General features: G+C 71.7%; 16 protein-coding genes. 6 read left to right on the top strand and 10 right to left on the bottom strand.

Annotated elements, in window-relative coordinates:
- Window positions 1-36: 36 nt before the first annotated feature.
- The 3 genes from ACZ7EC_RS01100 (at window position 37) to ACZ7EC_RS01090 (ending at window position 4,787) form a co-directional block, all read left to right on the top strand.
- Window positions 37-2,220 (top strand): discoidin domain-containing protein, encoded by a 2,184-nt coding sequence (locus ACZ7EC_RS01100; RefSeq protein WP_471055978.1) that lies wholly within the window; start codon window positions 37-39, stop codon window positions 2,218-2,220.
- A gap of 182 nt (window positions 2,221-2,402) precedes the next feature.
- Window positions 2,403-2,975 (top strand): PadR family transcriptional regulator, encoded by a 573-nt coding sequence (locus tag ACZ7EC_RS01095; RefSeq protein ID WP_471055975.1) that lies wholly within the window; start codon window positions 2,403-2,405, stop codon window positions 2,973-2,975.
- A gap of 87 nt (window positions 2,976-3,062) precedes the next feature.
- On the top strand, window positions 3,063-4,787 hold the full coding sequence (locus ACZ7EC_RS01090; RefSeq protein ID WP_471055972.1) for an acyl-CoA dehydrogenase family protein: 1,725 nt from the start codon (window positions 3,063-3,065) through the stop codon (window positions 4,785-4,787).
- A gap of 116 nt (window positions 4,788-4,903) precedes the next feature.
- On the opposite strand, the gene ACZ7EC_RS01085 is transcribed toward ACZ7EC_RS01090, so the two are convergent.
- The 6 genes from ACZ7EC_RS01085 to ACZ7EC_RS01060 form a co-directional block, all read right to left on the bottom strand.
- Window positions 4,904-7,924: an alpha-mannosidase gene (locus tag ACZ7EC_RS01085; protein ID WP_471055969.1), complete on the bottom strand. Its 3,021-nt coding sequence runs from the start codon at window positions 7,922-7,924 to the stop codon at window positions 4,904-4,906.
- A gap of 49 nt (window positions 7,925-7,973) precedes the next feature.
- Complete coding sequence (locus ACZ7EC_RS01080) at window positions 7,974-9,983, bottom strand: endo-beta-N-acetylglucosaminidase (RefSeq protein ID WP_471055966.1); 2,010 nt, start codon at window positions 9,981-9,983, stop codon at window positions 7,974-7,976.
- Complete coding sequence (locus ACZ7EC_RS01075) at window positions 9,980-11,236, bottom strand: glycoside hydrolase 5 family protein (RefSeq protein ID WP_471055963.1); 1,257 nt, start codon at window positions 11,234-11,236, stop codon at window positions 9,980-9,982. Before ACZ7EC_RS01075 ends, ACZ7EC_RS01080 begins: the two co-directional genes overlap by 4 nt.
- 67 nt (window positions 11,237-11,303) lie before the next feature.
- Window positions 11,304-12,218, bottom strand: a complete 915-nt coding sequence (locus ACZ7EC_RS01070; protein ID WP_471055960.1) for a carbohydrate ABC transporter permease — start codon at window positions 12,216-12,218, stop codon at window positions 11,304-11,306.
- A complete protein-coding gene (locus ACZ7EC_RS01065) occupies window positions 12,215-13,159 on the bottom strand; it encodes a carbohydrate ABC transporter permease (RefSeq protein WP_471055957.1) in 945 nt (314 codons plus the stop codon). Before ACZ7EC_RS01065 ends, ACZ7EC_RS01070 begins: the two co-directional genes overlap by 4 nt.
- 6 nt (window positions 13,160-13,165) lie before the next feature.
- A complete protein-coding gene (locus ACZ7EC_RS01060) occupies window positions 13,166-14,452 on the bottom strand; it encodes an ABC transporter substrate-binding protein (protein WP_471055954.1) in 1,287 nt (428 codons plus the stop codon).
- Between the two features lie 218 nt (window positions 14,453-14,670).
- Here ACZ7EC_RS01060 and ACZ7EC_RS01055 point away from each other — a divergent pair, with 218 nt between their 5' ends.
- Window positions 14,671-15,717 carry a LacI family DNA-binding transcriptional regulator gene (locus ACZ7EC_RS01055; RefSeq protein WP_471055951.1) on the top strand — a complete coding sequence of 349 codons (1,047 nt, stop codon included), beginning with the start codon at window positions 14,671-14,673 and terminating at the stop codon, window positions 15,715-15,717.
- A gap of 87 nt (window positions 15,718-15,804) precedes the next feature.
- On the opposite strand, the gene ACZ7EC_RS01050 is transcribed toward ACZ7EC_RS01055, so the two are convergent.
- The 4 genes from ACZ7EC_RS01050 to ACZ7EC_RS01035 all read right to left on the bottom strand — a co-directional run bounded on the left by ACZ7EC_RS01050 (window position 15,805) and on the right by ACZ7EC_RS01035 (window position 20,717).
- A complete protein-coding gene (locus ACZ7EC_RS01050; protein ID WP_471055948.1) occupies window positions 15,805-16,779 on the bottom strand; it encodes a hypothetical protein in 975 nt (324 codons plus the stop codon).
- A 130-nt stretch (window positions 16,780-16,909) separates the two neighbouring features.
- Entirely contained in the window at window positions 16,910-17,746 is an 837-nt protein-coding gene (locus ACZ7EC_RS01045) for a LysR family transcriptional regulator (RefSeq protein ID WP_471057774.1), read from the bottom strand.
- A gap of 331 nt (window positions 17,747-18,077) precedes the next feature.
- Window positions 18,078-19,739, bottom strand: coding sequence for a ricin-type beta-trefoil lectin domain protein (locus ACZ7EC_RS01040; RefSeq protein WP_471055945.1), 1,662 nt, complete (start codon window positions 19,737-19,739; stop codon window positions 18,078-18,080).
- Window positions 19,740-20,210: 471 nt separating this feature from the next.
- On the bottom strand, window positions 20,211-20,717 hold the full coding sequence (locus tag ACZ7EC_RS01035) for an SRPBCC family protein (RefSeq protein ID WP_471055942.1): 507 nt from the start codon (window positions 20,715-20,717) through the stop codon (window positions 20,211-20,213).
- Between the two features lie 440 nt (window positions 20,718-21,157).
- On the opposite strand from ACZ7EC_RS01035, the gene ACZ7EC_RS01030 reads away from it, so the two are divergent.
- Both ACZ7EC_RS01030 and ACZ7EC_RS01025 read left to right on the top strand, forming a co-directional pair.
- A complete protein-coding gene (locus tag ACZ7EC_RS01030) occupies window positions 21,158-22,693 on the top strand; it encodes an AMP-binding protein (protein ID WP_471055939.1) in 1,536 nt (511 codons plus the stop codon).
- Between the two features lie 171 nt (window positions 22,694-22,864).
- On the top strand, window positions 22,865-23,203 hold the full coding sequence (locus tag ACZ7EC_RS01025; protein ID WP_471055936.1) for a hypothetical protein: 339 nt from the start codon (window positions 22,865-22,867) through the stop codon (window positions 23,201-23,203).
- Window positions 23,204-23,296 lie beyond the last annotated feature (93 nt).

Here is a 23,296-nt window from a genome sequence, read left to right as displayed (position 1 = left end):
CTGTCCCGCGCACCCCCACCACGAAGGGAACAGCTCATGCACACCAGCACCGCCAGACATGTCAGGCGCATGCCGGCCATCGGGGCCGTCGTCGCCCTCGCCGCCGGCATGCTCGTCACGCTGGCACCCGCCGCGCACGCGGCGACCGCCGCGGGGGCCACGCTGCCCTTCACCTCGGTCGAGGCCGAGGCGGCCAGCACCACCGGCACGAAGATCGGCCCGGACTACACCCAGGGCACCCTCGCCTCGGAGGCGTCCGGCCGGCAGGCCGTCCGGCTGACCTCGGGGCAGCGGGTGGAGTTCACCGTGCCGCGCGCGGCCAACGCGGTGAACGTCTCCTACAGCGTCCCGGACGGCCAGTCCGGCTCGCTCGACGTGTACGTCAACGGCACCAAGCTCGCCAAGACCCTCCCGGTGACGTCCACGTACTCCTACGTCGACACCGGCTGGATCACCGGCAGCAAGACGCACCACTTCTTCGACGACTCCCGGCTGCTGCTCGGGCAGAACCTCCAGGCGGGCGACAAGGTCGCGTTCGTGGCGACCAACACCCAAGTCACCGTCGACGTGGCCGACTTCGAGCAGGTCGCCGGGGCCGCCGCCCAGCCGTCCGGATCGGTGTCCGTCGTCTCCAAGGGCGCCGACCCCAGCGGCAACGGCGACTCGACCCAGGCGTTCCGGGACGCCATCGCCGCCGCCCAGGGCGGCACGGTGTGGATACCGCCGGGCGACTACAAGCTCACCTCCTCCCTCAACGGCGTACAGAACGTCACCCTGCAAGGCGCGGGCAGCTGGTACTCCGTCGTGCACACCTCCCGGTTCATCGACCAGTCCAGCTCCGCGGGGAACGTCCACATCAAGGACTTCGCGGTGTTCGGCGAGGTCACCGAACGCGTCGACTCCAATCCGGACAACTTCGTCAACGGTTCCCTCGGACCCGGCTCGTCCGTCTCCGGCATGTGGATCCAGCACCTCAAGTGCGGCCTGTGGCTGACCGGCACCAACGACAACCTGGTCGTGGAGAACAACCGCATCCTCGACACCACCGCCGACGGCATCAACCTCAACGGCACCGCCAAGGGCGTCCGGGTCAGCAACAACTTCCTGCGCAACCAGGGCGACGACTCCCTCGCCATGTGGTCGCTGTACTCCCCGGACACCGACTCCAGCTTCGAGAACAACACCATCTCCCAGCCCAACCTCGCCAACGGCATCGCCATCTACGGCGGCACCGACATCACCGTGCGCGGCAACCTGGTCTCCGACACCAACGCCCTCGGCAGCGGCATCGCCATCTCCAACCAGAAGTTCATGGACCCGTTCTCACCGCTGTCCGGCACCATCACGGTCGACGGCAACACGCTGGTGCGCACCGGCGCGCTCAACCCCAACTGGAACCACCCGATGGGCGCGCTGCGCGTCGACTCGTACGACAGCGCCATCAACGCCACCGTGAACATCACCAACACCACGATCACCGACAGCCCCTACAGCGCCTTCGAGTTCGTCTCCGGCGGCGGGCAGGGCTACCCGGTGCGGAACGTCAACGTGACCGGCGCGACGGTGCAGAACACCGGCACGGTCGTGGTCCAGGCGGAGGCGCAGGGCGCGGCCACGTTCAAGAACGTCACCGCCACCGGCGTCGGCGCGGCCGGGGTGTACAACTGCCCCTACCCGGCGAACTCCGGCTCCTTCGCCCTCACCGACGGCGGCGGCAACTCCGGCTGGTCCAGCACCTGGTCGGACTGCTCCAGCTGGCCCCAGCCCGGCCAGGGCAACCCGGCGCCCGACCCCAATCGCAACCTCGCCAAGGGCCGCCCGGCCACCGCGACCGGCTCCCAGGACGTCTACACGCCCGGCAAGGCGGTCGACGGCGACGCCAACTCGTACTGGGAGTCCACCAACAACGCCTTCCCGCAGTCCCTGACGGTCGACCTCGGCTCGTCGTACGCGGTACGCCGGCTGGTGCTGAAGCTCCCGCCGTCCTCGGCGTGGGGCGCCCGCACCCAGACCGTCACCGTGCTCGGCAGCACCGACGGCTCGTCCTACTCCACCGTGTCCGGCGCCCAGGGCTACCGCTTCGACCCGGCCACCGGCAACACCGCCACGGTGTCCCTGCCGGCCGGCACGAACCTGCGCTACCTGCGCCTGACCGTCAGCGCCAACACGGGCTGGCCGGCCGGCCAGTTCAGCGAGGTGGAGGCCTACCTCGGCTCCTGACCGTATCCGTCACCGGCGCCGGTGCCCCTGGGGAAGAACCCCGGAGCACCGGCGCCACACGACACCGAGCCCCCTGACACTCTCACCCGCGAGGCGCGCCCCCGGCGGCCGGAGGGTGACCCGCGTCGCATCGGGGCGGGCGGGGCTTGCTATGCAACGAGTTGCATAGCAGGATCGACGGCATGGCGCTCGAACACGCGATCCTCGTGTCGCTCCTGGAGAAGCCGGGCTCCGGCTATGAGCTGGCCCGGCGTTTCGAGCGCTCCATCGGCTACTTCTGGACCGCGACCCACCAGCAGATCTACCGCGTGCTCAAACGCATGGAGAACGACGGCTGGGTCGAGGCGCGGGACGTCCCGCAGCAGGGCCGGCCGGACAAGAAGGAGTACCGCGTCGCCGACCTCGGCCGCGCCGCGCTCTCGTCCTGGCTGCACGACCCGATCGAGCCGGAGAGCGTCCGCCACGACCTGGCCGTCAAGATCCGGGGCGCCGCCTTCGACGACCCGGCCGCCCTGATCCGCGAGGTGCGGCGGCACCGCCAGGCCCACCGGGACCGGCTGGCGCACTATCTCGCGGGCCAGGCACGGGACTTCCCGGAACCCGAGCCCGGCCCGGCCGGGCCGCAGGCGCCGCCCGACGCGGAGCGCGAGCTGCAGCACGCGGTACTGCGCGGCGGCATCGCGTACGAGCGGATGATGATCGGCTGGTTGGACGACGTGCTCGGCACGCTGGCCCGGTTCGGTCCGTCCAGCTGATCCCCGCCTCCGCCCGACCGGTCCGCCGGTCCAGCCCGCAGGCCACCCGATGCCCACCCGCCCCCCAGCCGAAAGGCGCTCTCACCCATGGCCGACCAGCTGCTGTTCAACCCGCACACCTACGACCCCGCGCACTTCGACCCCGAGACGCGCCGCCTGCTGCGCGCCACCGTCGACTGGTTCGAGGAGCGCGGGAAGCGGCGGCTGATCGAGGACTACCGCAGCCGCGCGTGGCTCGGCGACTTCCTCGCCTTCGCGGCGAAGGAGAACCTGTTCGCCACCTTCCTCACCCCGTCCTTTGCCGCCGGCGCGGACGAGCCGGACAAGCGGTGGGACACCGCCCGGATCGCGGCCCTCAACGAGATCCTCGGCTTCTACGGCCTGGACTACTGGTACGCCTGGCAGGTCACCATCCTCGGCCTCGGCCCGGTCTGGCAGAGCGACAACGCCGCCGCCCGTGCCCGCGCGGCCGAACTCCTGGACCAGGGCGAGGTGTTCGCGTTCGGCCTCTCCGAGAAGGCCCACGGCGCCGACATCTACTCCACCGACATGCTGCTCGAACCCTACGGTGACGGCGGTTTCCGGGCCACCGGCTCCAAGTACTACATCGGCAACGGCAACGCCGCCGGACTCGTCTCCGTCTTCGGCCGCCGCACCGACGTCGAGGGGCCCGACGGCTACGTGTTCTTCGCCGCCGACAGCCGCCACCCCGCCTACCACCTGGTCAAGAACGTCGTCGACTCCTCGAAGTTCGTCAGCGAGTTCCGCCTGGAGGACTACCCGGTCGCGGCCGAGGACGTCCTGCACACGGGCCGCGCCGCCTTCGACGCCGCCCTGAACACCGTCAACGTCGGCAAGTTCAACCTCTGCACCGCCTCGATCGGCATCTGCGAGCACGCGATGTACGAGGCCGTCACCCACGCCCACAACCGCGTCCTGTACGGCCGCCCCGTCACCGCCTTCCCGCACGTGCGCCGCGAGTTGACCGACGCGTACGTCCGCCTCGTCGGCATGAAGGCGTTCAGCGACCGCGCGGTCGACTACTTCCGCTGCGCGGGCCCCGACGACCGCCGCTACCTCCTCTTCAACCCGATGACGAAGATGAAGGTGACCACGGAGGGCGAGAAGGTCATCGACCTGCTGTGGGATGTCATCGCCGCCAAGGGCTTCGAGAAGGACAACTACTTCGCCCAGGCGGCCGTGGAGATCCGGAGCCTGCCCAAGCTGGAGGGCACCGTCCACGTCAACCTGGCGCTGATCCTGAAGTTCCTGCGCAACCACCTCCTCGACCCCGCCGAGTACCCCGCCGTCCCGACCCGCCACGACGCCGCGGACGACGACTTCCTGTTCCGGCAGGGACCGGCCCGCGGCCTCGGCGCGGTCCGCTTCCACGACTGGCGGCCGGCCTTCGACACATACGCGCACCTGCCCAACGTGAGCCGCCTGCGCGAACAGGCCGACGCCCTCTGCGCGTTCGTCGCCACCGCCGCCCCCGACGCCGAGCAGAGCCGTGACCTCGACCTCGTCCTCGCGGTCGGCCACCTCTTCGCCCTCGTCGTGCACGGTCAGCTCGTCCTGGAGCAGGCCGCCCTGACCGGGCTCGACACGGACGTGCTCGACGAACTCTTCGCCGTCCTCGTCCGGGACTTCTCCGCACAGGCCGTCGAACTGCACGGCAAGGACTCGGCGACCGAGGCGCAGCGCGAGTGGGCCCTCGCCGCGATCCGCCGACCCGTCCCGGACCAGGCCCGCACCGACCGGGTCTGGCAGCGGGTCGAGGCGCTGTCCGGGTCGTACGAGATGGCCCCGTAGGCCCTCCGCCGCGCCGGGCCCCCTCCGACGCGGGGGCCCGGCCACCAGAGCGGCGCGAGCCCGGCGCCGTCACGGCACCAGGCTCGCAAGCCGGAATCCGGGAAGCGCCGGGGAACTCAGGGCCGCCGCAGCCGCAGCGTCATCAGCTCGAACGGGCGCAGCCGCACCGCGATCCGGTCACCGTCCCGCCGGGGCGGCGCCGCATCGGGCAGCGGCCGCTCCAGCAGGTCGGTCACCGCGGCCCCGGCGACCTCGAACCCGGCGGTCAGCGTGGCCCGGACCCGGCCGCCGTACGCCTCGTGGAAGCGCACCACGACGTCGCCGCTGCCGTCGTCGGCCAGCTTGACCGCCGTCACGACCACCGCGTCCGCGTCCACCGACACCAGCGGCGCGACCGGACCGGCGCCGGTCGTCCGCCGCTCGGGCACATTGATCCGCCAGCCCTCGCGCACCGCGTCGGCGATGTCCGCGCCCGGCACCAGCGCGTGCCGGAAGCGGTGCACACCCTGGTCCGTCTCCGGGTCGGGGAAGCGGGGGGCGCGCAGCAGCGACACCCGGACCGTGGTGGTGGTGCCGCGGTCGCCATCGGCGCGGACGGTCCGGGTCACGTCGTGCCCGTACGTCGAGTCGTTGACGACCGCCACACCCCAGCCCGGCTCCGCCAGGTGGACGAAGCGGTGGTTGCACGCCTCGAACCTGGCGGCCTCCCACGAGGTGTTGGTGTGGGTGGGCCGGTGGACGTGCCCGAACTGGGTCTCGGACGCGTACCGTTCGGCGTGCACGTCCAGCGGGAAGGCGAGCTTGAGGAACTTCTCCGTCTCGTGCCAGTCGACCTCCGTGTCCAGCACCAGCCGCCGCTCGCCCGCCGCCAGCGAGAGCACCTGGCTCACGCGGGAGGACCCGAAGGACCGGACGATCCGTACCGAGGCGCCGTCCTCGCCGGGCGTGACCGCATCGGCGTCGGTGAGGTCGGCGACGGTGTTGCGGTAGAACTCGTCCACGTCCCACGCGTCCCACATGTTCGGGAAGTCCGGGTGCAGTTGGAGGAGGTTCGCGGCCCCGCCGGGTGCGATCGCCTCCCGGTCGGCCTCGATGTCGTACGCGGAGACCACGAGGCCCCGGCCGTCGACCCCGACGCGCAGCAGGCCGTTGTCCAGGACGTGGCCGCCACCCTCGCGGGGCGTCAGGCGGGTGCGGCCTTCGGCGACGGGGGTGGCGGCGGCGCCGGCCGGGACGCCGGCGCGGGCGTGCGGAGCCGCGTTGAAGACCAGCGGCGTGCCGCCCTCGCCCGCCAGCGCGCGCTGCGCGGCCTCGATGATCCCGTTCAGTTCCCCGGCGACCCGCGCGTAGGTCGCCCGTGCCTCGCGGTGCACCCAGGCGATGGACGAGCCGGGCAGGATGTCGTGGAACTGGTGGAGCAGCACCGTCTTCCAGATCCGGTCCAGCTCCTCGTACGGGTAGCGGAACCCGGTCCGCACGGCCGCCGTCGCCGCCCACAACTCGGCCTCGCGCAGCAGGTGTTCGCTGCGCCGGTTGCCCTGCTTGGTCCCGGCCTGGCTGGTGAGGGTGGCCCGGTGCAGCTCCAGGTACAACTCGCCCACCCAGACAGGAGGTTCGGGGTACTCGGCCTCGGCCTTGTCGAAGAAGGCCCGCGGGGTCTCCCACACCACCCGTGCCGAGCCCTCCAGGTCACGCAGCCGGGCGGCCTTGGCGACCATCTCGCGGGTGGTGCCGCCGCCTCCGTCACCCCAGCCGGTGGGGGCGAGCGAGTGCCGGGCGGCGCCCTTGTCCTTGAAATTGCGGGCCGCGTGCGCGATCTCGCTGCCCTTCATGGAGCAGTTGTAGGTGTCGACGGGCGGGAAGTGCGTGAAGACACGAGTGCCGTCGATGCCCTCCCACTGGAAGGTGTGGTGCGGGAACGAGTTCGTGCGCGACCAGGAGATCTTCTGCGTCAGCAGCCGGGAGGAGCCCGCCGCCTTGATGATCTGCGGCAGCCCGGCGGCGAAACCGAAGGTGTCCGGCAGCCACGCCTCGTCGTTCTCGATGCCGAACTCGTCCAGGAAGAACCGCTTTCCGTGCACGAACTGCCGGGCCATCGCCTCCGAACCGGGCATGTTGGTGTCCGACTCCACCCACATCCCGCCGGCCGGCACGAACCGCCCCTGCGCCACCGCCTTCTTCACCCGCGCCCACACCTCGGGCCGGTGCTCCTTCACCCACGCCCACTGCTGCGCCTGCGACATGGCGAACACGAACTCCGGTTCGTCCTCCAGCAGGGCGGTCATGTTGGACGCGGTCCGGGCCACCTTGCGCACGGTCTCGCGCAGCGGCCACAGCCAGGCGGAGTCGATGTGCGCGTGCCCGACGGCGCTGATCCGGTGCGCGGAGGGCACGGCCGGCGCGGACAGCACCCCGCTGAGCTGTGCGCGGGCGCGGCCGGCGGTGCCGCCCACGTCCTGGAGGTCGACGGCGTCGAGCGCCCGGTCCACGGCGCGCAGGATCTCGTAGCGGCGCGGGGAGTCCACCGGCAGCTCGGCCATCAGCTCGCCGAGCACCTCCAGGTCGATCACCAGCTCCCACACGGTCGTGTCGAACACCGCGAGATCCATGCGGGTCAGGGTGTACTGCGGTTCCCCGCCCGCGGTCTCCCGGTCGCCGAGCCGGGTCGGCAGGAAGGGGTGGTAGTCGAGGATGACCGGGTTGGAGGCGGCCTCGATGTGCAGCCGCACCTCCTCGCCGCCCGCGACGGGCGCGCCGATCCGCACCCACTGGTTGCGCGGGTTCAGGCCCTTCACCGGGGTGCCGTCGGGCCTGTAGACCAGGCCCTCGCACTGGAAGCCGGGCATGTTCTCGTCGAAGCCCAGGTCGAGCAGCGCCTCCACGGTCCGCCCGGCCCACTGCCGCGGCACGGTGCCGGTCACCCGGAACCAGCTGGTGCCCCACGGAGCACCCCATCGGGCGCCCACCCGGATCGGCTCCGGCTCGGCGGCGAGCCCCTCGGCGACCGGCACGGGTTCGCCGGGCGCGTGCCACACCGCGACCTGGAGGGGGACGGACTCGGGGTACACGGCGGGGCGGATGCGCTCGTCCAGGACACGCTTGAGGCGCGCCTCGATCAGACTGCGGTCGTCATGCATGCGGGATGCTCCGTAGGTCGTACGTCAGCGGAGATGGACCGGCGGGCGGTCACCAGGGGTGGGTGAGGGTCGCGGGTGCGGACGAGGTGTACAACTCCCCAACGGCCCGCACCTCGAACCGTCCGGCGCGCTCGCCCGGCGCGGGTGTCTGGCCGCCGGCGAAGTACGCGCGCTGGCCGGTGGCGCCCAGGAAGCGCCGGGTGCCGCCGGGCAGCACGCGGTACAGGGTGTAGTGGCGTACCGTGCCGGGCGCCGGGTGGTTCCAGGCGAGCCGCAGGTCGCCGCCGGACGCGGCGGTGACCCGCGGGCCGGTGGGGGCGGCCGGGGTGCCGGTGCCGTCGTGGACGGCGAGGCCGCCGAGCCGCCAGCGCGCCGGGCCGCCGCCGGTGGCGGTCAGCCGGACGCCGAGCGCGTGCACCGTCCCGGACAGCCCGGTGAGCCGGACGACCGAGGTGTGCCAGCCGCCGCCGGTTCCGCCCGGCACGGGCAGGAAGGTGTACGGCGGCGCCGCCCCGGCCGTGCCCGGCTCGGCGGTCGCCACGGCCAGTTCGGCGCGGACGGCCCCGGAGTCCGTGCGATGGGTCAGCTCGACCACGGTGCCCAGGGAGAGCGGCAGCCGGGTCGCGTACAGGTCCAGTACGGCGGGACGGTCGAGCGCGCCGTCCACGAGGACGCTGCTGCCGCCGCGCCAGGCGTCCGCGAAGTCGAAGGCGACGGCGGGCCGTGGGCCGTCGCCGCGCACCACCCAGCGCCGGGAGGGCAGCCGGTCCTGGAGGCCGAGGTGGGTCCAGGGGGTGTCGGAGGCGATCTCGCCGTCCTCGTACCAGCGCAGCCCGTGCCCGGTGTTGAAGACGCTCGCGAAGGGCAGCGCGGTGACGGTGGAGCGGTCGGCGACGGACACGGCGGGCGCCCGCCAGCCGTCGGCGGGGTTGGGCCGGGACGGGTCGAGGGAGCGGCCGGTCCAGAACCGGTCGTCGGCGGCGTGGAAGTCCTCGGGGGTGTGACCGGCGGGCAGGTGGCCGCGGGTCCACTCGGGCCGGTACAGGCCGAGGGAGGTGACGTGCGGGCGGTCGGCGGGCACGATCGCGTCCCAGTCCACCGGGGTGTCCCAGCCGTCCGACTCGACATCGACACCGGCCCACAACTCGTAGCGGTCACGGCCCAGCCGGCCGGCCCCCTGCCCGGAGGCGGCGAGCGAGGACGCGCTCCAGCGGAAGTCGAGGAACATGTCGTCGGCGGCCTGGAAGAGGGCCTGGTTCTGCCCGTTCAGCGCGCCCTGCCAGCTCACCGAGCCGTTCACGGTCATCGCGTCGTACCAGGTGATCCGCTGCCCCGCGGCCGAGGCGAGCCGCTTCAGCTCGGTGACGAAGCCGAGCATGGCGGCGCCGAGGGCGCTGTCCCCGCCGCCCGTCTCGGCGTTGACGAACCAGCCGTCGAAGCCGTACGCCGACGCCACCGCGACGAGCTGTGCGGCGAGTGGGTGGTGGCCGGAGGCGTCCTGCTGCACGAGGTCGCGGGTCCACCGGAGCTGTCCGCCGTAGGCGGCGGGCGGCAGGAAGACGGTGCCGAGGACGGGCACGCCGTGCCGGTGCGCCGCGTCCACGACCGGGGCGTTCGGGGCGAGGATCAGGCCCTCCCCGGACGAGCCGCCCCAGAACACCAGCTCGTCCAGGTACGCCCAGTGGGTGAGGGCGTAGGAGTCGGCGGTGGCCGAGCCCTGGGCGGGGTGGGAGGAGGTGGGCCCGAAGGAGACCAGGGCCTGGATGCGGGCCTGCCCGGCGCGGGCGGTGGAGTTCGCGGGGGCCGGTGTGAAGCGGTCCGCGAGCGGGACGGAGGCGGCGTTGAAGGGCAGATCGGTGTCGGTGGCGGCGCGCCAGGTCTTCAGGCTGCGCCAGGTGATGCCGGGGCCGGGGCTGCCCGAGGGCAGGGAGTCCGGGTACCAGTAGGAGGCGTACGGTTCCAGCGCGGCCGGTGCCTTCGGGACGGCGCGGGCGGTGCCTGCTGGCAGGAACGCGGCGGCGGCGCCGGCGAGCAGGACGGCGCGTCGGGTGGGGTTCACGGACGGATGCCTCCTCGGCGGGTGCGGAGTACCTGATCGGGTGTGACGACCTCGGTGACGGCACGGGCGGCCAGATGGTCCGGGTCGGCCGCGAGGGTGTCGAGGACGGTGGTGGGGCGGGCGCCGTCGGCGGTGAGCCGGAAGAACGCCTCGAAGACGTCACCGCCGGGGGCGCAGCGGGAGCGGGCGGCCGGGTCGGCGGGGACGGCGAGGGCGGTGGTGCGCGGGGTCGGCGCGTAGTGGTGCTCGCGGGCGGCGCGGGACAGGGCGCGGGCGAGGTCCTTGGGGCGCCGGTCGTTGGTCAACAGGCCGAGTCCGTATTCGAGTTCGGGGAAGTCGGCGAGGTCGCGGGAGACGTCGTGGGAGCACCACCAGGTGATGCCCCACAGGTCGGGGCAGTCCAGCGCGTTCGCGACGGTGGCCTCGGCGAAGGCGGCGGCGTGCTCGGCCGGGATGAGCGGGGCCGGGGCGCCGACCTCCTGGAGCCAGACCGGGCGGTGCGGATCCCCGGCCCAGGCCTTGCTCAGCTCGATCAGGTACGCGGCGTGGTGCTCGGTGGCCACCGAGGTGCGGCCGTGGCGCTGAGCGGTGCCGTTGAAGACCCAGGAGTGCACGGCGGTGACCGCGCCGCGCCGGGCCGCCTGGGCCGGGGTGAAGGGCATGTCGTCCTGGTACCAGGTGGCGTCGTACCCGGCGTGCAGGTGCAGCTTGCCGGGGGCGCCCTTCTCGCAGGCGGCGAGCATCCGCTCCAGCCAGGCGTCGATCTGGCCGGTGGTGGCCCGGTCGGGGTCGGGGTGGGGGCCGGCGGAGAACTGGTTGACCTCGTTGCCGAGGGTCATGCCGAGAAAGCCCGGCCGCCCGGCGAGGGCGGCGGCGAGGGTGTGCAGGTAGGCGGCCTGGCCGTCGAGCATCTCGGGGTCGGTGAAGAGGTTGCGCCGGTGCCAGGTGCGGGTCCACGCGGGCAGGAAGTCGAAGCTGGACAGATGCCCTTGCAGACCGTCCACGCCGACGTCGAGCCCGCGCTCGGCGGCGGCGTCGACCAGTTGTACCAGCTGCTCCACGGCGCGGGGGCGGATCAGCGCCCGGTCGGGCTGGAAGTAGGGCCACAGCGGGAAGACCCGGATGTGGTCCAGGCCGAGCGCGCAGACGGAGTCCAGGTCGGCGCGTACGGCGTCGAGGTCGAAGTCGAGCCAGTGGTGGAACCACCCCTGGCTCGGGGTGTAGTTGACGCCGAAGCGCACGGCAGAAGGCATACGGGGGTCCTCGCGGAAGTCGGATACGGGACGGGGCCGGGGGCCGGCTGGGCCGGCCGGTCCGGGTTCAGCCCTTGACCGCGCCCTCGCCGACCCCGCGGAAGAAGAAGCGCTGGAGGCAGGCGAAGAGGGCGATCAGCGGTGCGACGGCGATGATCGTGCCGGCGGCGACGAGGCGTTCGTCGTTGGCGAAGGTGCCGTGCAGGTAGTCGAGGCCGATGGTGAGGGTGAACTTGGAGGGGTCGCTGAGCACGATGAGCGGCCACAGGAAGTCGTCCCAGGCGCCCATGAAGGCGAAGATCGCCACCACGGCGAGGGTGCCCCTGACCGAGGGCAGCGCGATCCGCAGGAACCGCTGCCAGACGTGGGCGCCGTCGACGTAGGCGGCCTCCTCGATCTCGTAGGGCAGGTTGCGGAAGGCGTTGCGCATGAGCAGCACGTTCATCGCGCCGATGGAGCCGGGCAGCATGACCCCGATGAGCGTGTTGTTCAGGCCGAGTTCCCGCATGGTCGTGAACTGGGCGATGATGATGCCCTCTGCGGGCACGAGCATCGCGAGGACGAAGACCAGGGCGGCCACCCGGCGGCCCCGGTACCGCAGCCGGGCCAGGGCGTACCCGGCGAGGGCGGAACCGACGCAGTTCGTGACGACGCTGGCGGCGGCGACCTTCAGCGAGTTGAGCGCGTAGTCCCACACCGGGATGGTCTCGGTCACCCGCTCGTAGTTGTGCAGGGTGGGATGGCTGGGCAGGAACGCGGGCGGTGAGCTGAAGATGTCCTCGGTGGGCCCCTTGAACGAGGTGGACAGCTGCCACACGAACGGGCCGACCGTCAGGGCGAGTACGGCGACCAGCAGCACGTAGCGCAGGACCAGCTCCCATGCCCGGATACGACGGCCGTTCTCGTCGGTGAAGCGGAAGCGCGGCGCGCGGACCCCGACCGGCCGGGTACCGGTCTGCGGCGCCTTCCCGGCGGTGCTCACGAGTCCTCCCTCCGGTCGGCGCGCAGCACGAGCAGCATCAGCACGACGGTGACGGCGAAGACGACCAGGGAGATCGCGGAGGCGTAGCCGACCCGGCCGGTCAGGCCGGTGCCGGTGCGCTGGACGAGCATCACCAGGGTGGTGTCCTCGCCCGCGGGGCCGCCGCTCGGCGAGGCAAGCAGGTACACCTCGGAGAACACCTTGAAGGCGGAGACCGAGGAGAGCGCGGCGACCAGGACCATGGTGGAGCGCAGGGCCGGCACGGTGACGCTCCAGAAGCGGCGGACGGGGCCCGCGCCGTCCACGGCGGCGGCCTCGTGCAGCTCCCGCGGCACGTTGGCGAGCGCCGCCAGGTAGATGATCATGTAGTAGCCGAGGCCCTTCCAGACCGTGACGGCCATGGCGCTCAGCAGGAGCAGCCACTGGTCGCTGAGGAAGCCGGCCTTGCCCACCCCGATCGTCTCCAGGAGCGAGTTCACCAGGCCGCGCTCGTCCAGCAGCCACACCCAGATCAGGCCGACCACCACGATCGAAGCGACGACCGGGGTGTAGAAGGCGGACCGGAAGAAGGCGATGCCGGGGATGTCCTTGTGCACCAGCAGGGCGAGCAGCAGCGGCAGGAGTACCAGGGCCGGGACGACGCCGAGGACGTACAGCGCGCTGTTGCGCAGGCCGATCCAGAACATGTCGTCGTGCAGCAGCTCGCGGAAGTTGGCGAGGCCGACGAACCGGCCGGGGATCAGGGTGCGGCGGTCGGTGAAGGCGTTGACCACCGTGGAGACGAACGGGTAGAGGACGAAGGCGCCGGTGATCAGCAGTCCCGGCGCGGCGAACAACCAGGGGCTGGTGGGTAGTTGGCGGCGGATCCGGATCACCGGGTGCCGCTGGGGGCGGCGCGCCGGACGCGCCGGGCGCGACCGGGCGACGGTCGGGGTGGCCATGGCACGTCACCCCTGCTGCTTCAGCAGCCGGTCGCACGCCCTGACAGCGTTGTCGAGCGCCGCCTTGGGGCTCTGCCTGCCCTGGAGCGCCTTGCCGACCTCGTTGCGCAGCGCGGTCTTCATCTGGTCGCTGAACAGCACGGGCGTGTAATTGACGGCGGTCTTCAGCGACTTGGCGGCGGCGACGCGCACCCGCGTCTCGTCGGTGCCGTCCTCCTTGGTGAAGTACGGGTCGTCGAGCGAACCGGCGGTGGACGGGAAGATGGCGACCTTCCTGGCGAAGGACATCTGGTGCTCGGCGTCGGTGACGTAGTGGGCGAAGGCGACGGCCGCGGGCGTGTGCCGGGTCCGGGAGTTCACCATCAGGCCCATCACGTACATGTTGACGTGGCCGGTGTTGGTGATCTGGTCGGTGATGCCGATGTTCCGGTACAGGCTCGGCGCCTGCTTCTTGAAGTTGTCCAGGTCCAGGGCGCTGCCGGGGTTCATGGCGACGGCCTGGGTCAGGAACTCCTTCCCGGCCGACTCCGGCGTGGCGTTCAGCGCCTGCGCGTCCAGCCCCTTGGCGTCGTACAACTCCTTGTACTTGGTGAGGAGTTCGATCCCCTTGGCGTCGTTGAAGGTGAAGCCGGTGCCCTGCTTGTCCATGAGGGAGGAGCCGTAGCGGCCGAAGTCCTCGATGGTGGGGATGTTGGCGAGGGTGGCCACCTTGCCGCCCGACGTCCGCGCCATCCGCAGCGCGTCGGCGAAGAGTTCGTCGTACGTCCTGGGCGGTTTGCGCGGGTCCAGCCCGGCTTTCGCGAACAGGGCCTTGTTGTAGAACAGCGGGCCGGTGTTCAGGTACCAGGGGAAGGCGTACGTGCCCGGCATGCCGGGGACCTGGTGACTGGCCCAGGCGCCGGGCAGGTACTCGCCGCGGTACTTCGCGGCGGCCTTGTCGAGGTCCATGGCCAGGCCCGCCTTGGCGAGCGGCGCGACCAGATCGGGGGAGACGTTGACGACGTCCGGCAGGGTACCGCCGGCCGCGTCGGCGCTGATCTTGTCGGCGTAGCCCTCGGCGGGCTGGTCGACCCACTTGACGTGGGTGCCGGGGTACTTCTTCTCGAAGCCGGCGATCAGGCCGTCGAAGTAGTCCTTGAAGTTGGCGCGCAGATTCCAGGTCTGGAAGGTGATGTCGCCCTCGACCTTGCCGGAGGCGTCCGTCGAACCACCGCCGGCGCCGGCGCCGCAGGCGCTCAGCGGCAGGACGAGGGCGGCGACGGCGGCGGCGAGTGCTCTGCGGGATATGGGCACGGTGACACGGCTCCCTTGCGGTGTCTGCGGCTGGTGACGGAAGGGACCATGCACGCCCCCTTCGGGGCAAGTCAATGGATTCGGGAGCACTAAAGCTTTCAATGGCGCATTAGTACAGGTCAGGGAGGAGAGGGAAACATCTTGCGGTGGGAACTAAAGCGCTTTAGGATCACGCTACTCAAGCGCTTTAGCGATCACTGCCGAGAAAAGAGGCGACCATGCCGGCCAAGCGGTCCCCGGCGCGTCGGCCGACGATGAAGGACATCGCGCGCCGCGCCGGTGTCTCGGAGAGCGCCGTCTCCTTCGCCCTCAACGGCAGGCCGGGCGTCTCCGACGTCACCCGCGAGCGGGTGCGCCGGGTCGCCGAACAACTGGGCTGGCGGCCCAGTACGGCGGCCCGCGCGCTGTCGGGCGAGGGCGCGGCCACGGTCGGCCTGGTGCTGGCCCGGCCCGCGGACACCCTCGGCGTCGACTCCTTCTTCCTGCAACTGGTCTCCGGCATCCAGGAAGTGCTGGCCGAGCGGCACCTCGGACTGCTGTTCCAGGTGGTGGAGGAGGTGCCGGACGAGTGCGCGGTCTACCGCAGATGGTGGGCCGAACACCGGGTGGACGGCGTCCTGGTGGTGGACCCGCGCACCGACGACCCGCGCCCGGACCTGCTCGACGAACTCGGGCTGCCCGCCGTGGTGATCGGCGGCGCGCCGGACGAGCGGCACCCCGGCCTGTCCACGGTGTGGGCCGACGACGCGGGCGCGATGGCGTCGGTGGTGGACGGCCTGTACACCCTGGGCCACCGGCGGATCGTGCACATCGCCGGGCTGTCCGGCCTCGCCCACACCGAACGGCGGATCCGCACCCTGGCGGCCGAGGCCCGGCGGCGCGGGCTCACCGGCGTGGAGTCGGTCACCACCGACTACTCGGACGCGGAGGGCGCCGCCGTCACCCGCCGTGTCCTCCGCTCGCCCGCTCCGCCGACCGCCCTGATCTACGACAACGACGTCATGGCCCTCGCGGGCGTCGCGACCGCCGCCGAACTCGGCTTCTCCGTGCCGGCCGACGTGTCGGTGGTGTCCTGGGAGGACTCGGCCCTGTGCCGCATGGTCAAGCCGTGGCTGTCGGCCCTGTCCCGCGACAGCACCGAATTCGGCCGCACGGCGGCACGCGAACTGACCGCCCTGCTCGACGGCGGCCCGGCCGCAACGGTCCGGGTGCCGGTACCCCGCCTGATCGAACGGGAGAGCACGGCCCCGGCCCGCGACATATGACCCGCACGGCACCGCGCCGGTCCCGCCGAGGAGACCGAAAGGGCGGCGGGGGAGTGGCGAGCCCGAAGGCTCGGGGCCGGGCCGGGGTCACGGCTGGTTCCCGTTGGCGGCGAGGCGGGCGCCCATGTCCGCGTTGGCGCGCTCGGACCGGTTGTTGGCCGGGTCGTGTTTGAGCCGGAGGTAGTCGTACAGGGCCCGTACGCACAGATCACGGGTGCGGTAGGTCGCGTCCGGGGCCAGTTCGAGGTCGTCGGTGACCTCCATCAGCCTTCCGTCGGCCGTGGTGTAGACCGGGTGCCAGACGAGTTCCACCGCCGGGTTGAGCGCCATGACCACGCGCAGCTGCGGGACCTCCTGTGCGATGAGGACGCTGTCGGGGTTGTACGCCCGCAGGAAGATGTGGACAGGGCCGCGGGCGCGGGTCACGAACGCCTTGGACAGCACGTTCCACATCGGCGTCTTGAGCATCCAGTCCATGGTCAGCTGGAGTTCGTTGACCACGCTGCCGAAGGGGGTGGACTCCAGGGGCGTATGGCCCTTGGAGCGTGCGTAGACGCTGGTGTCGATGCCGCCGGACCACAGGGCCATCGTCGGCCGGTCGATCTCCAGGTAGTCGCCGACGAGCCGCACCAGCTCCTGGTACCAGCTGTTCGACGCGCGGTGGTCGCGCTGCGCCTGGCGTTCGGTGAACATCGCCAGGGCCTCGTCGTTGAGCTGTCCCTGTTCGGCGATGCCGCCCAGGATCAGCTGCCAAGCGGCGTCCGTGACGTCCTGGGGAAAGCCCACACGGTCCATCATGTCGCGGAATGTGGCCCATTCGCCGTGGGCGGTGGGATCGGCGGCATACCGCCGTGCCTCCTCCCTGACACCGGGGGCACCCTGGCCCCGCACACGTTGCACATATCGGGTGACGGCCGCGTTGCCCGCGGTCCGCTGGAGGGCGGCAAGCCCGGCGGGGCGCAGCGCGGGACCGGCGGCGAACCGCGCGGCCGGGCCCTGTTCGTGCCGTCTTTGCGCCGGCGCGGGCGCCGCCGGCACCGGGGGTGTCGCTCTGTCTCGCACGCGCTGACCAGCCCTCCGGTCACTCGGGCCGCCGTCGGCCCCGCGGAGCCCGAGGCTAGGCCCTCGGCACAGCCCCCGCAAGGGCCGGAAGGACGGGTCGGGAGGGCAGGGCGCGACCGGCTGCCGGTGCTCAGGGACGGTACACGGCCGCCGCGATCTCGATGAAGGATCGGATCAACGGGTCGGGGTCACCCTCGTTCCACACGGCGACCACCCGGCTCGGCGGCATGTCGGCCAGCGGCACCACCGCCAGCTCCGCGGGCAGGTCGTGTCCGAGCGGGGCCAGGCCGACCGTGCCGTTCCACAGCACGGCCTGCAGGCATTCCTGGACGGTGCGTACGACCGGTCCCTCGCGGGGCCGGCCGCCGTTCCAGTACGACTGCCAGACGGGGTCGGTGCCCTGCGGGAACTGGAACCAGCGGCGGTCGCTCAGCTCGGCCAGCCGCAGCCCGTCGCGGCCGGCCAGCGGATCGTCGGCACGCAGCACCACGCCGACCGGATCGGACCGCAGCGCGCGCACCGTCAGGGCGGTCGCGTCGAACGGCGACCGGGTCAGCGCGACGTCCACCAGCCCGGCGCGCAGTCCGCAGGTGGGGTCGGTCAGATCGGTGTCACGGATGCGGATGTCGATGCCGGGGTGGCGCCGGCGGTAGGCGGCGGCCAGCCTGGCCACCGCCGGGTCGGCGGCGTCGCCCAGGATGCCGACGGTGAGGGTGGCGGCGCCGGCCGCCGCGCGCACGCGTTCCCGGACACGGTCGGCGTGGTCGAGCAGGGCCCGCGCCTCGTCGAGCAGCACCCCGCCCACCGCGGTGAGCGTGACGCCGGCCGATGAGCGGGCAAAGAGCAGCGCCCCGAGATCGGCCTCCAGCTGCTTGATCGCGCGGCTCAGCGGCGGCTGGCTCATGTGCAGCCGGGAGGCGGCCCGGCCGAAGTGGAGCTCCTCGGCGACCGCCACGAAGTAGCGCAAGGTCCGTAACTCCACCCTGCAACGATACCCGCACGGTATCGGCGCCGCGGAACCGGTCCTGGACAGCCACCGCGACCCGGCGTGAGGCGAGGGCGAGACGATCGTGCCGGGCACCACGCGCATGCGGGTCCTGGAGGACGGCAGCCACAATCGACGTCATGAGCCGCTACGCGACCGAACCCGCCACCTACCCCGCCTCACAAGCGGCTCCCCGCGGTGATCGCAAGCCGGGCGACGAGGCCCCTCTCCGTCCATGACGCCGAAGGGCCGCGCCGGTCGAGGCGCGGCCCTCCGACGCGCCCCGCCTCCTTTCAGACGGGGCGCGCCTTGTTCATGCCAGCGAGAATTTCTGGGCGGCGGAGCCGTTGCAGTCCCAGATCTGCAGGCGTGTGCCGTTCGCGGTGGCACCCGACGGCGAGTCGATGCACCGGCCGGTGGTCGGATTGGAGATCGAGCCGTCGGCGTTGGCGACCCAGTTCTGGTACCCGCCGCCGTTGCAGTTGGCGAGCTGGAGTTGCGTACCGGCCGCGCTGTTGCCGCCCGCGATGTCCAGGCACTTGCCCAGCGTCCGCAGGGTCTGGCCGTTCCAGGTCCACTTCTGGTCGAGCGACGTGGCCTGCTGGCAGTCCCAGAGCTGGACCGCGGTGCCGTCGCCGCCGGTGTCGTCACCCGCCACGTCCACGCACTTGCCGCCCGGCCCGTAGATCGGCGTACCGATGGCGAACTGCTGGGCGGCGGAGCCGTTGCAGTCCCAGATCTGCAGGCGTGTGCCGTTCGCGGTGGCACCCGACGGCGAGTCGATGCACCGGCCGCTGGTCGGGTTCCGCAGCGTGCCGTCCGGTTGCCGCACCCAGTTCTGGTAGCCGCCGCCGTTGCAGTTGGCCAGTTGGAGCTGCGTACCGGCCGCGCTGTTGCCGCCCGCGATGTCCAGGCACTTGCCGAGGGTCTGCAAGGTCTGGCCGCTCCAGGTCCAGTGCTGGTCCTTGGCCGCCGACTGGCAGTCCCAGAGCTGGACCGCGGTACCATCGCCGCCGGTGTCGTCGCCCGCCACGTCCACGCACTTGCCGCCGGGGCCCGTGATCGTCTGCCCGCTCACCGAACCGCCGCCACCGCCTCCGGAGCCGGGCGCCTTGTTGTAGACGGCCACCGAGTCGACGACCAGCTTGCCGCCGGAGACCGTGGACGCGTTCGGGCCCCCGCCGAAGGCGTCCGGGAAGCCGCCGCCGATCGCCAGGTCGTAGATGATGAAGAAGGGATGGTCGACCGCGTCGGACCAGGTCGTGGCGTCCACCTGGTTGGCGTTGATCGTGTAGAAGTTGTTCCCGTCGAGGTAGAACCTGATCTGCTCCGGCGACACCGAGCGGTCGATCTCGACCGCGTAGTCGTGGAAGCCGGTCTGGCAGCCGGAACAGGCGCGTTCACCGGAACCGATGCCGGTCGACTCGTTGCACGGTCCCCCCGGATTCACACCGCAGTGCAGGGTGCTGAAGACGGAGCTGCGGCCGTTGATGTCCTCCATGACGTCGATCTCGCCGGACTTCGGCCAGGTCACACCGGAGCGCAGCGGCGCGCCGAGCATCCAGAACGCCGGCCAGTAACCCGCGCCGTTGGCGGTGGTGACGTTCGGCTGCTGGAGGACCGACTCGATGCGTACGACACCGCCCGCCGGGGCGCCGAAGCCCGCCGACTGGGTCTCCACGCGCCCGGAGGTCCATCCGCTGCGCGCGTCGGAACCCGAGTGCAGGGCCTGGAGCACGAGATGACCCTGACCGTCGTAGTAGACGTTCGAGGTGCTGTTGGTCATCGTCTCGATCTCGCCGGTGCCGAAGTTGCTGCCCGGCCCGGTGTCGTACTTCCACAGGCTCTGATCGATGCCGGTGCCGGACGCACCGTTGAAGTCGTCGCTCCAGGTGAGCGTGAAGCCCGACGGCGCCGGGGGCACCGCCGCCTCGGCGTTCAGCGTCGTGAGGACGCTGGTCGCCACCGTCAGCACGACGACGGGAATCAGAGAGAGCGCTCTCTGCCATCCGCCGCGTCGTGCCCTCGTAAGGGGTAGTCGCATAAGTCTGGCCTCCGAAGTTCTCGGGTTGCCATCGACCGGCAGTCCCGCAGCGGACGGCCGGGCTCGCGTGTCCCGGCCGGCGGGCATGTCGTCAACTGTGGCGAAAATACGCGGTGTTGAGTCATGTGCAGTTCTGTGCGAGGCAGACGGTATTGGCCCAGACCAATACCGTCAAGGCTGCGCAACAGACTGAGAACGGCTTGAGCGCCGAAGTCCGGGCTCGGGAGCCGGGGGAGGGGCGCGTTTCATGGACATCGAGCCGCGCCCGGCCGCACGGCTGGGGGTGCGGCGGCCGAGCGGCGGTGCCCGGCGCCCCGGCGTGGGCACGGCCGACGGCCGTACCCGGCGGGCCCGTCGAGCACGACCGGCCGCCCGAGGCCGGCAGAACCCCCCGGCCCGGCGTCAGTTCGCGCCGGTCTCCAGGTCCCGCTTGAGGTTGCGCAGCGTCGCGCGGATGTTACGGGCCTGGAACGCGGCGAAGGTGTGTCCCGCGGTGGCGATTCGGTCGAAGGCGTCGGCCGCGAAGGCGGGCCAGGCGCGTCGGTCGTCCGTCCAGGTCTCGGTGACCCGCGTACCGCCGTCGGCGGGTTCGAAGCGGTACTCCCAGCTGGCGATCGGGCCGCGCAGGCGCGGTCGGCCGATGCCGATGGCGTGCACGCGGAAGGCGAAGCGGCGGCCGGGCTCGGCCGCCGTGACCGTGCACTGGGTCACCCAGCGGAACCTGCCACGCCTGTTCCGTCCGACGAACGTCGTGCCGAGCCCTGCCGGCGCGTGCCCCGTCCCCTCCGTGGTGCCCAGATTCTCCGGACTCCAGCGGCCCATGTCACCCGGCCGGCATATGGCCTGGTAGGCGACGTCGGGCGCTACGTCGATGTGGATGCTGTCGCTCACCGTGAACACGCGGGCCATGGGGCACTTTCCTCGACTCGTCGACACCCTTGGGGGGTTACCGGGCGGTAGGGATTGTGGCATGCCGCGGCGGCCGGCCGGGAGGCTTCTTCGCGCGTCCGGCTCCGCGCCCGCGGCCGGCCCGGCCGTCGCGAGCCGACGGCGGCACCCACGCCCGCGAGTTGACCGAAAACCACCCCTGACCAGGGACTACGTGGCACACGAGGCCATGGCCGATAGTCGCCCCGAGCGGCTGCCGGATTTCGTGTTGATCGGCGTGACGCCCTAGAGTCGACACATGGTTGGCCCAGGCAACCTTTTGGTACGCGTGTGCCGCCATTCCGTGTGGAGTAACGCCCACGCGACCGAGGCCATGAGGCGCGCGTCTCCTGTCCCCCCACACATGAACAATCGTCAGGCCGGTCCGCGCACCCCTGCGTTCCGGCTCAGGAGGATCACACATGTCCGATGTCGCCCCACGTTTCCGCAGCCATGTGGAGCACATCCTCGATGCCCTGCGGGAGAACCCCGACCGCGAGGCACTCGTATACGGTGACCAGCGGGTCACCGCGGGCGAGTTCCGTGCGCTGGTGCACCGGATGGCCTGGGCCCTCCAGGCCCAGGGCATCGAACGCGGCCAGACGGTGACTCTGCTCAGCGGCAATCTGCCGGAGGCCGTGGCCGTGCGCTATGCGGCCAATCTGATCGGCGCCCGCGTCAACCACCTGTACGGCAAGCTCGCCGCCGACGTACAAGCCGCGATTGTCCACGACGTGGAGAGCCGGGCACTGGTCGTCGATCCGCGGATGACCGACCGGGCCGCCGACATCACCGCGTCGGTGCCGGTCAAGTCGGTGCTGGTGCTCGGCCCGACCGAATCCGGCGAGGACCTGCTGGCACTCGCCGCCGTTCAGCCCGAAGACCCCTTCGTGAGCCAGGCCCAGCCGGACGACATTTGCGCCATCCGGCACACGGGTGGCACCACCGGCCACCCGAAGGGCATATGCACCACCTACCGGCAGGTGCAGGCGCAGCGTTCCGCGCGCCCGCTCGACGAGTCCGCCGCCCTGACGCACCGCCAGCTCGTCGCCACCACCATCGCGCACGCCGCCGGCCTGCTCATGGACGCCGTGCTGGAGTACGGCGGCACCGTGGTCCTGCTCGACGACTTCGAGGCGGGACAGGTGCTCGAGACCATCGAGCGCGAACGCATCACCCACCTGTGGCTGCTGCCGCCCCTGCTCTACCAGTTGCTCGACCACCCGCGCATGGAGCACACCGACACCTCCACGCTGCGCCAGGTCCTCTACGGTGGCTGCCAGGCGTCTCCGGCACGACTGGCCGACGCCCTGCGCCGCCTCGGCCCCGTGCTGATGCAGGGGTACGGGCAGAACGAGGCGGGCCTGATCAGCACCCTCTCCCCGGCCGACCACGCGCACCCCGAGCGGCTGCGCAGCGCGGGGAAGATCCTGGACGGCGTCGAGGTCGAGATCCGCGACGAGGACGGCAACGCGCTCCCCGACGGCGAACACGGCGAGATCGTGGTGCGCTCGGACATGGTCATGCAGGGCTACTGGAAGCAGCCGCAGCTCACCGCGGAGATCCTCCGGGACGGCTGGCTGCACACCGGTGACGTCGGATTCAGGGACGCCGACGGCTACTTGACCGTGGTCGACCGGCTGAAGGACATGATCGTGGTCGTCGGCGGTCACGTGTACACCACCGAACTGGAGGACCTGCTCAACAGCCACCCGCAGGTCCAGCAGAGCGCCGTCTTCGGCGTCCGCGACGAGGACCGTATGGAACGCGTCCACGCCGCCGTGCTGCTCGCCCCCGGCGCCACGACCGACGCGGACGAGCTGCGTGCCTTCGTACGCGCCGAACGCGGGCCGATGTACGAGCCGGCCGTCATCACCTTCCCGGCCGAACTGCCCCTGACCGACGTGGGCAAGCCCGACAAGAAGGAGCTGCGCCGCCGCGCCGCGGCCCGAGCGTAAGCCGGACGCCACCCCTCGTGCGGATGCCCCGGAGTTCTCCGGGGCATCCGCACGAGGACGGTGTCGCGCCGCGAGCGTGGCTCGATTCGTGTCACTCGAATGAGTCGGTATGCGCGGTTTCTCCTGGGCAGAGTCCTGGGAGGAACCGTCAGACCGACTTGGGGAGCAAAGTTGAGGAATCGCACCGTCGCCGCCGTGGCCGTCGCCGCCGCCCTGTTCGGGCTGAGCACCGCCGCCCTGCCCGCGTCCGCCGTCCCGGCACACGCGGCCATCCGCTCCGGCCTGGACTGCACCACCTGGATCCACAACAACGATCCGTTGACCGGCGGGGTGGACTGCACCAACAACACCGGCGCCCCGGTCACCTTCCACGCCGACATCGTCTGCGGCTGGGCACCGGACGTGCAGGGCAACTCCGTGACGGCCCAGCCGGGCCAGACCGAGGAGTCGTCCGGGCACTGCGCCATCTACTCCACCGGCATCGGCCACATCGGCTGGACGGTGGAGTGACCCGGCACCCGCTCGCCTCCTGAATCGGCGCGGCCCGCCTCGCCTTCGCGGTGGTCGCGGGCAGGGGCCTGGCGGATATGCGACGCGGGCGGC

This window comes from Streptomyces sp. NPDC037203 (genome assembly GCF_055605065.1).
Note: the sequence above shows the minus strand (reverse complement) of the source record. Positions and strands in the feature narration are given on the sequence as shown.

What these genes read in the sequence shown, in the direction of transcription:
- ACZ7EC_RS01100 (WP_471055978.1), top strand. Translation starts at nt 37, where the DNA reads ATGCACACCAGCACCGCCAGACATGTCAGGCGCATGCCGGCCATCGGG.
- ACZ7EC_RS01095 (WP_471055975.1), top strand. Translation starts at nt 2,403, where the DNA reads ATGGCGCTCGAACACGCGATCCTCGTGTCGCTCCTGGAGAAGCCGGGC.
- ACZ7EC_RS01090 (WP_471055972.1), top strand. Translation starts at nt 3,063, where the DNA reads ATGGCCGACCAGCTGCTGTTCAACCCGCACACCTACGACCCCGCGCAC.
- ACZ7EC_RS01085 (WP_471055969.1), bottom strand. Translation starts at nt 7,924, where the DNA reads ATGCATGACGACCGCAGTCTGATCGAGGCGCGCCTCAAGCGTGTCCTG.
- ACZ7EC_RS01075 (WP_471055963.1), bottom strand. Translation starts at nt 11,236, where the DNA reads ATGCCTTCTGCCGTGCGCTTCGGCGTCAACTACACCCCGAGCCAGGGG.
- ACZ7EC_RS01065 (WP_471055957.1), bottom strand. Translation starts at nt 13,159, where the DNA reads ATGGCCACCCCGACCGTCGCCCGGTCGCGCCCGGCGCGTCCGGCGCGC.
- ACZ7EC_RS01055 (WP_471055951.1), top strand. Translation starts at nt 14,671, where the DNA reads ATGCCGGCCAAGCGGTCCCCGGCGCGTCGGCCGACGATGAAGGACATC.
- ACZ7EC_RS01035 (WP_471055942.1), bottom strand. Translation starts at nt 20,717, where the DNA reads ATGGCCCGCGTGTTCACGGTGAGCGACAGCATCCACATCGACGTAGCG.
- ACZ7EC_RS01030 (WP_471055939.1), top strand. Translation starts at nt 21,158, where the DNA reads ATGTCCGATGTCGCCCCACGTTTCCGCAGCCATGTGGAGCACATCCTC.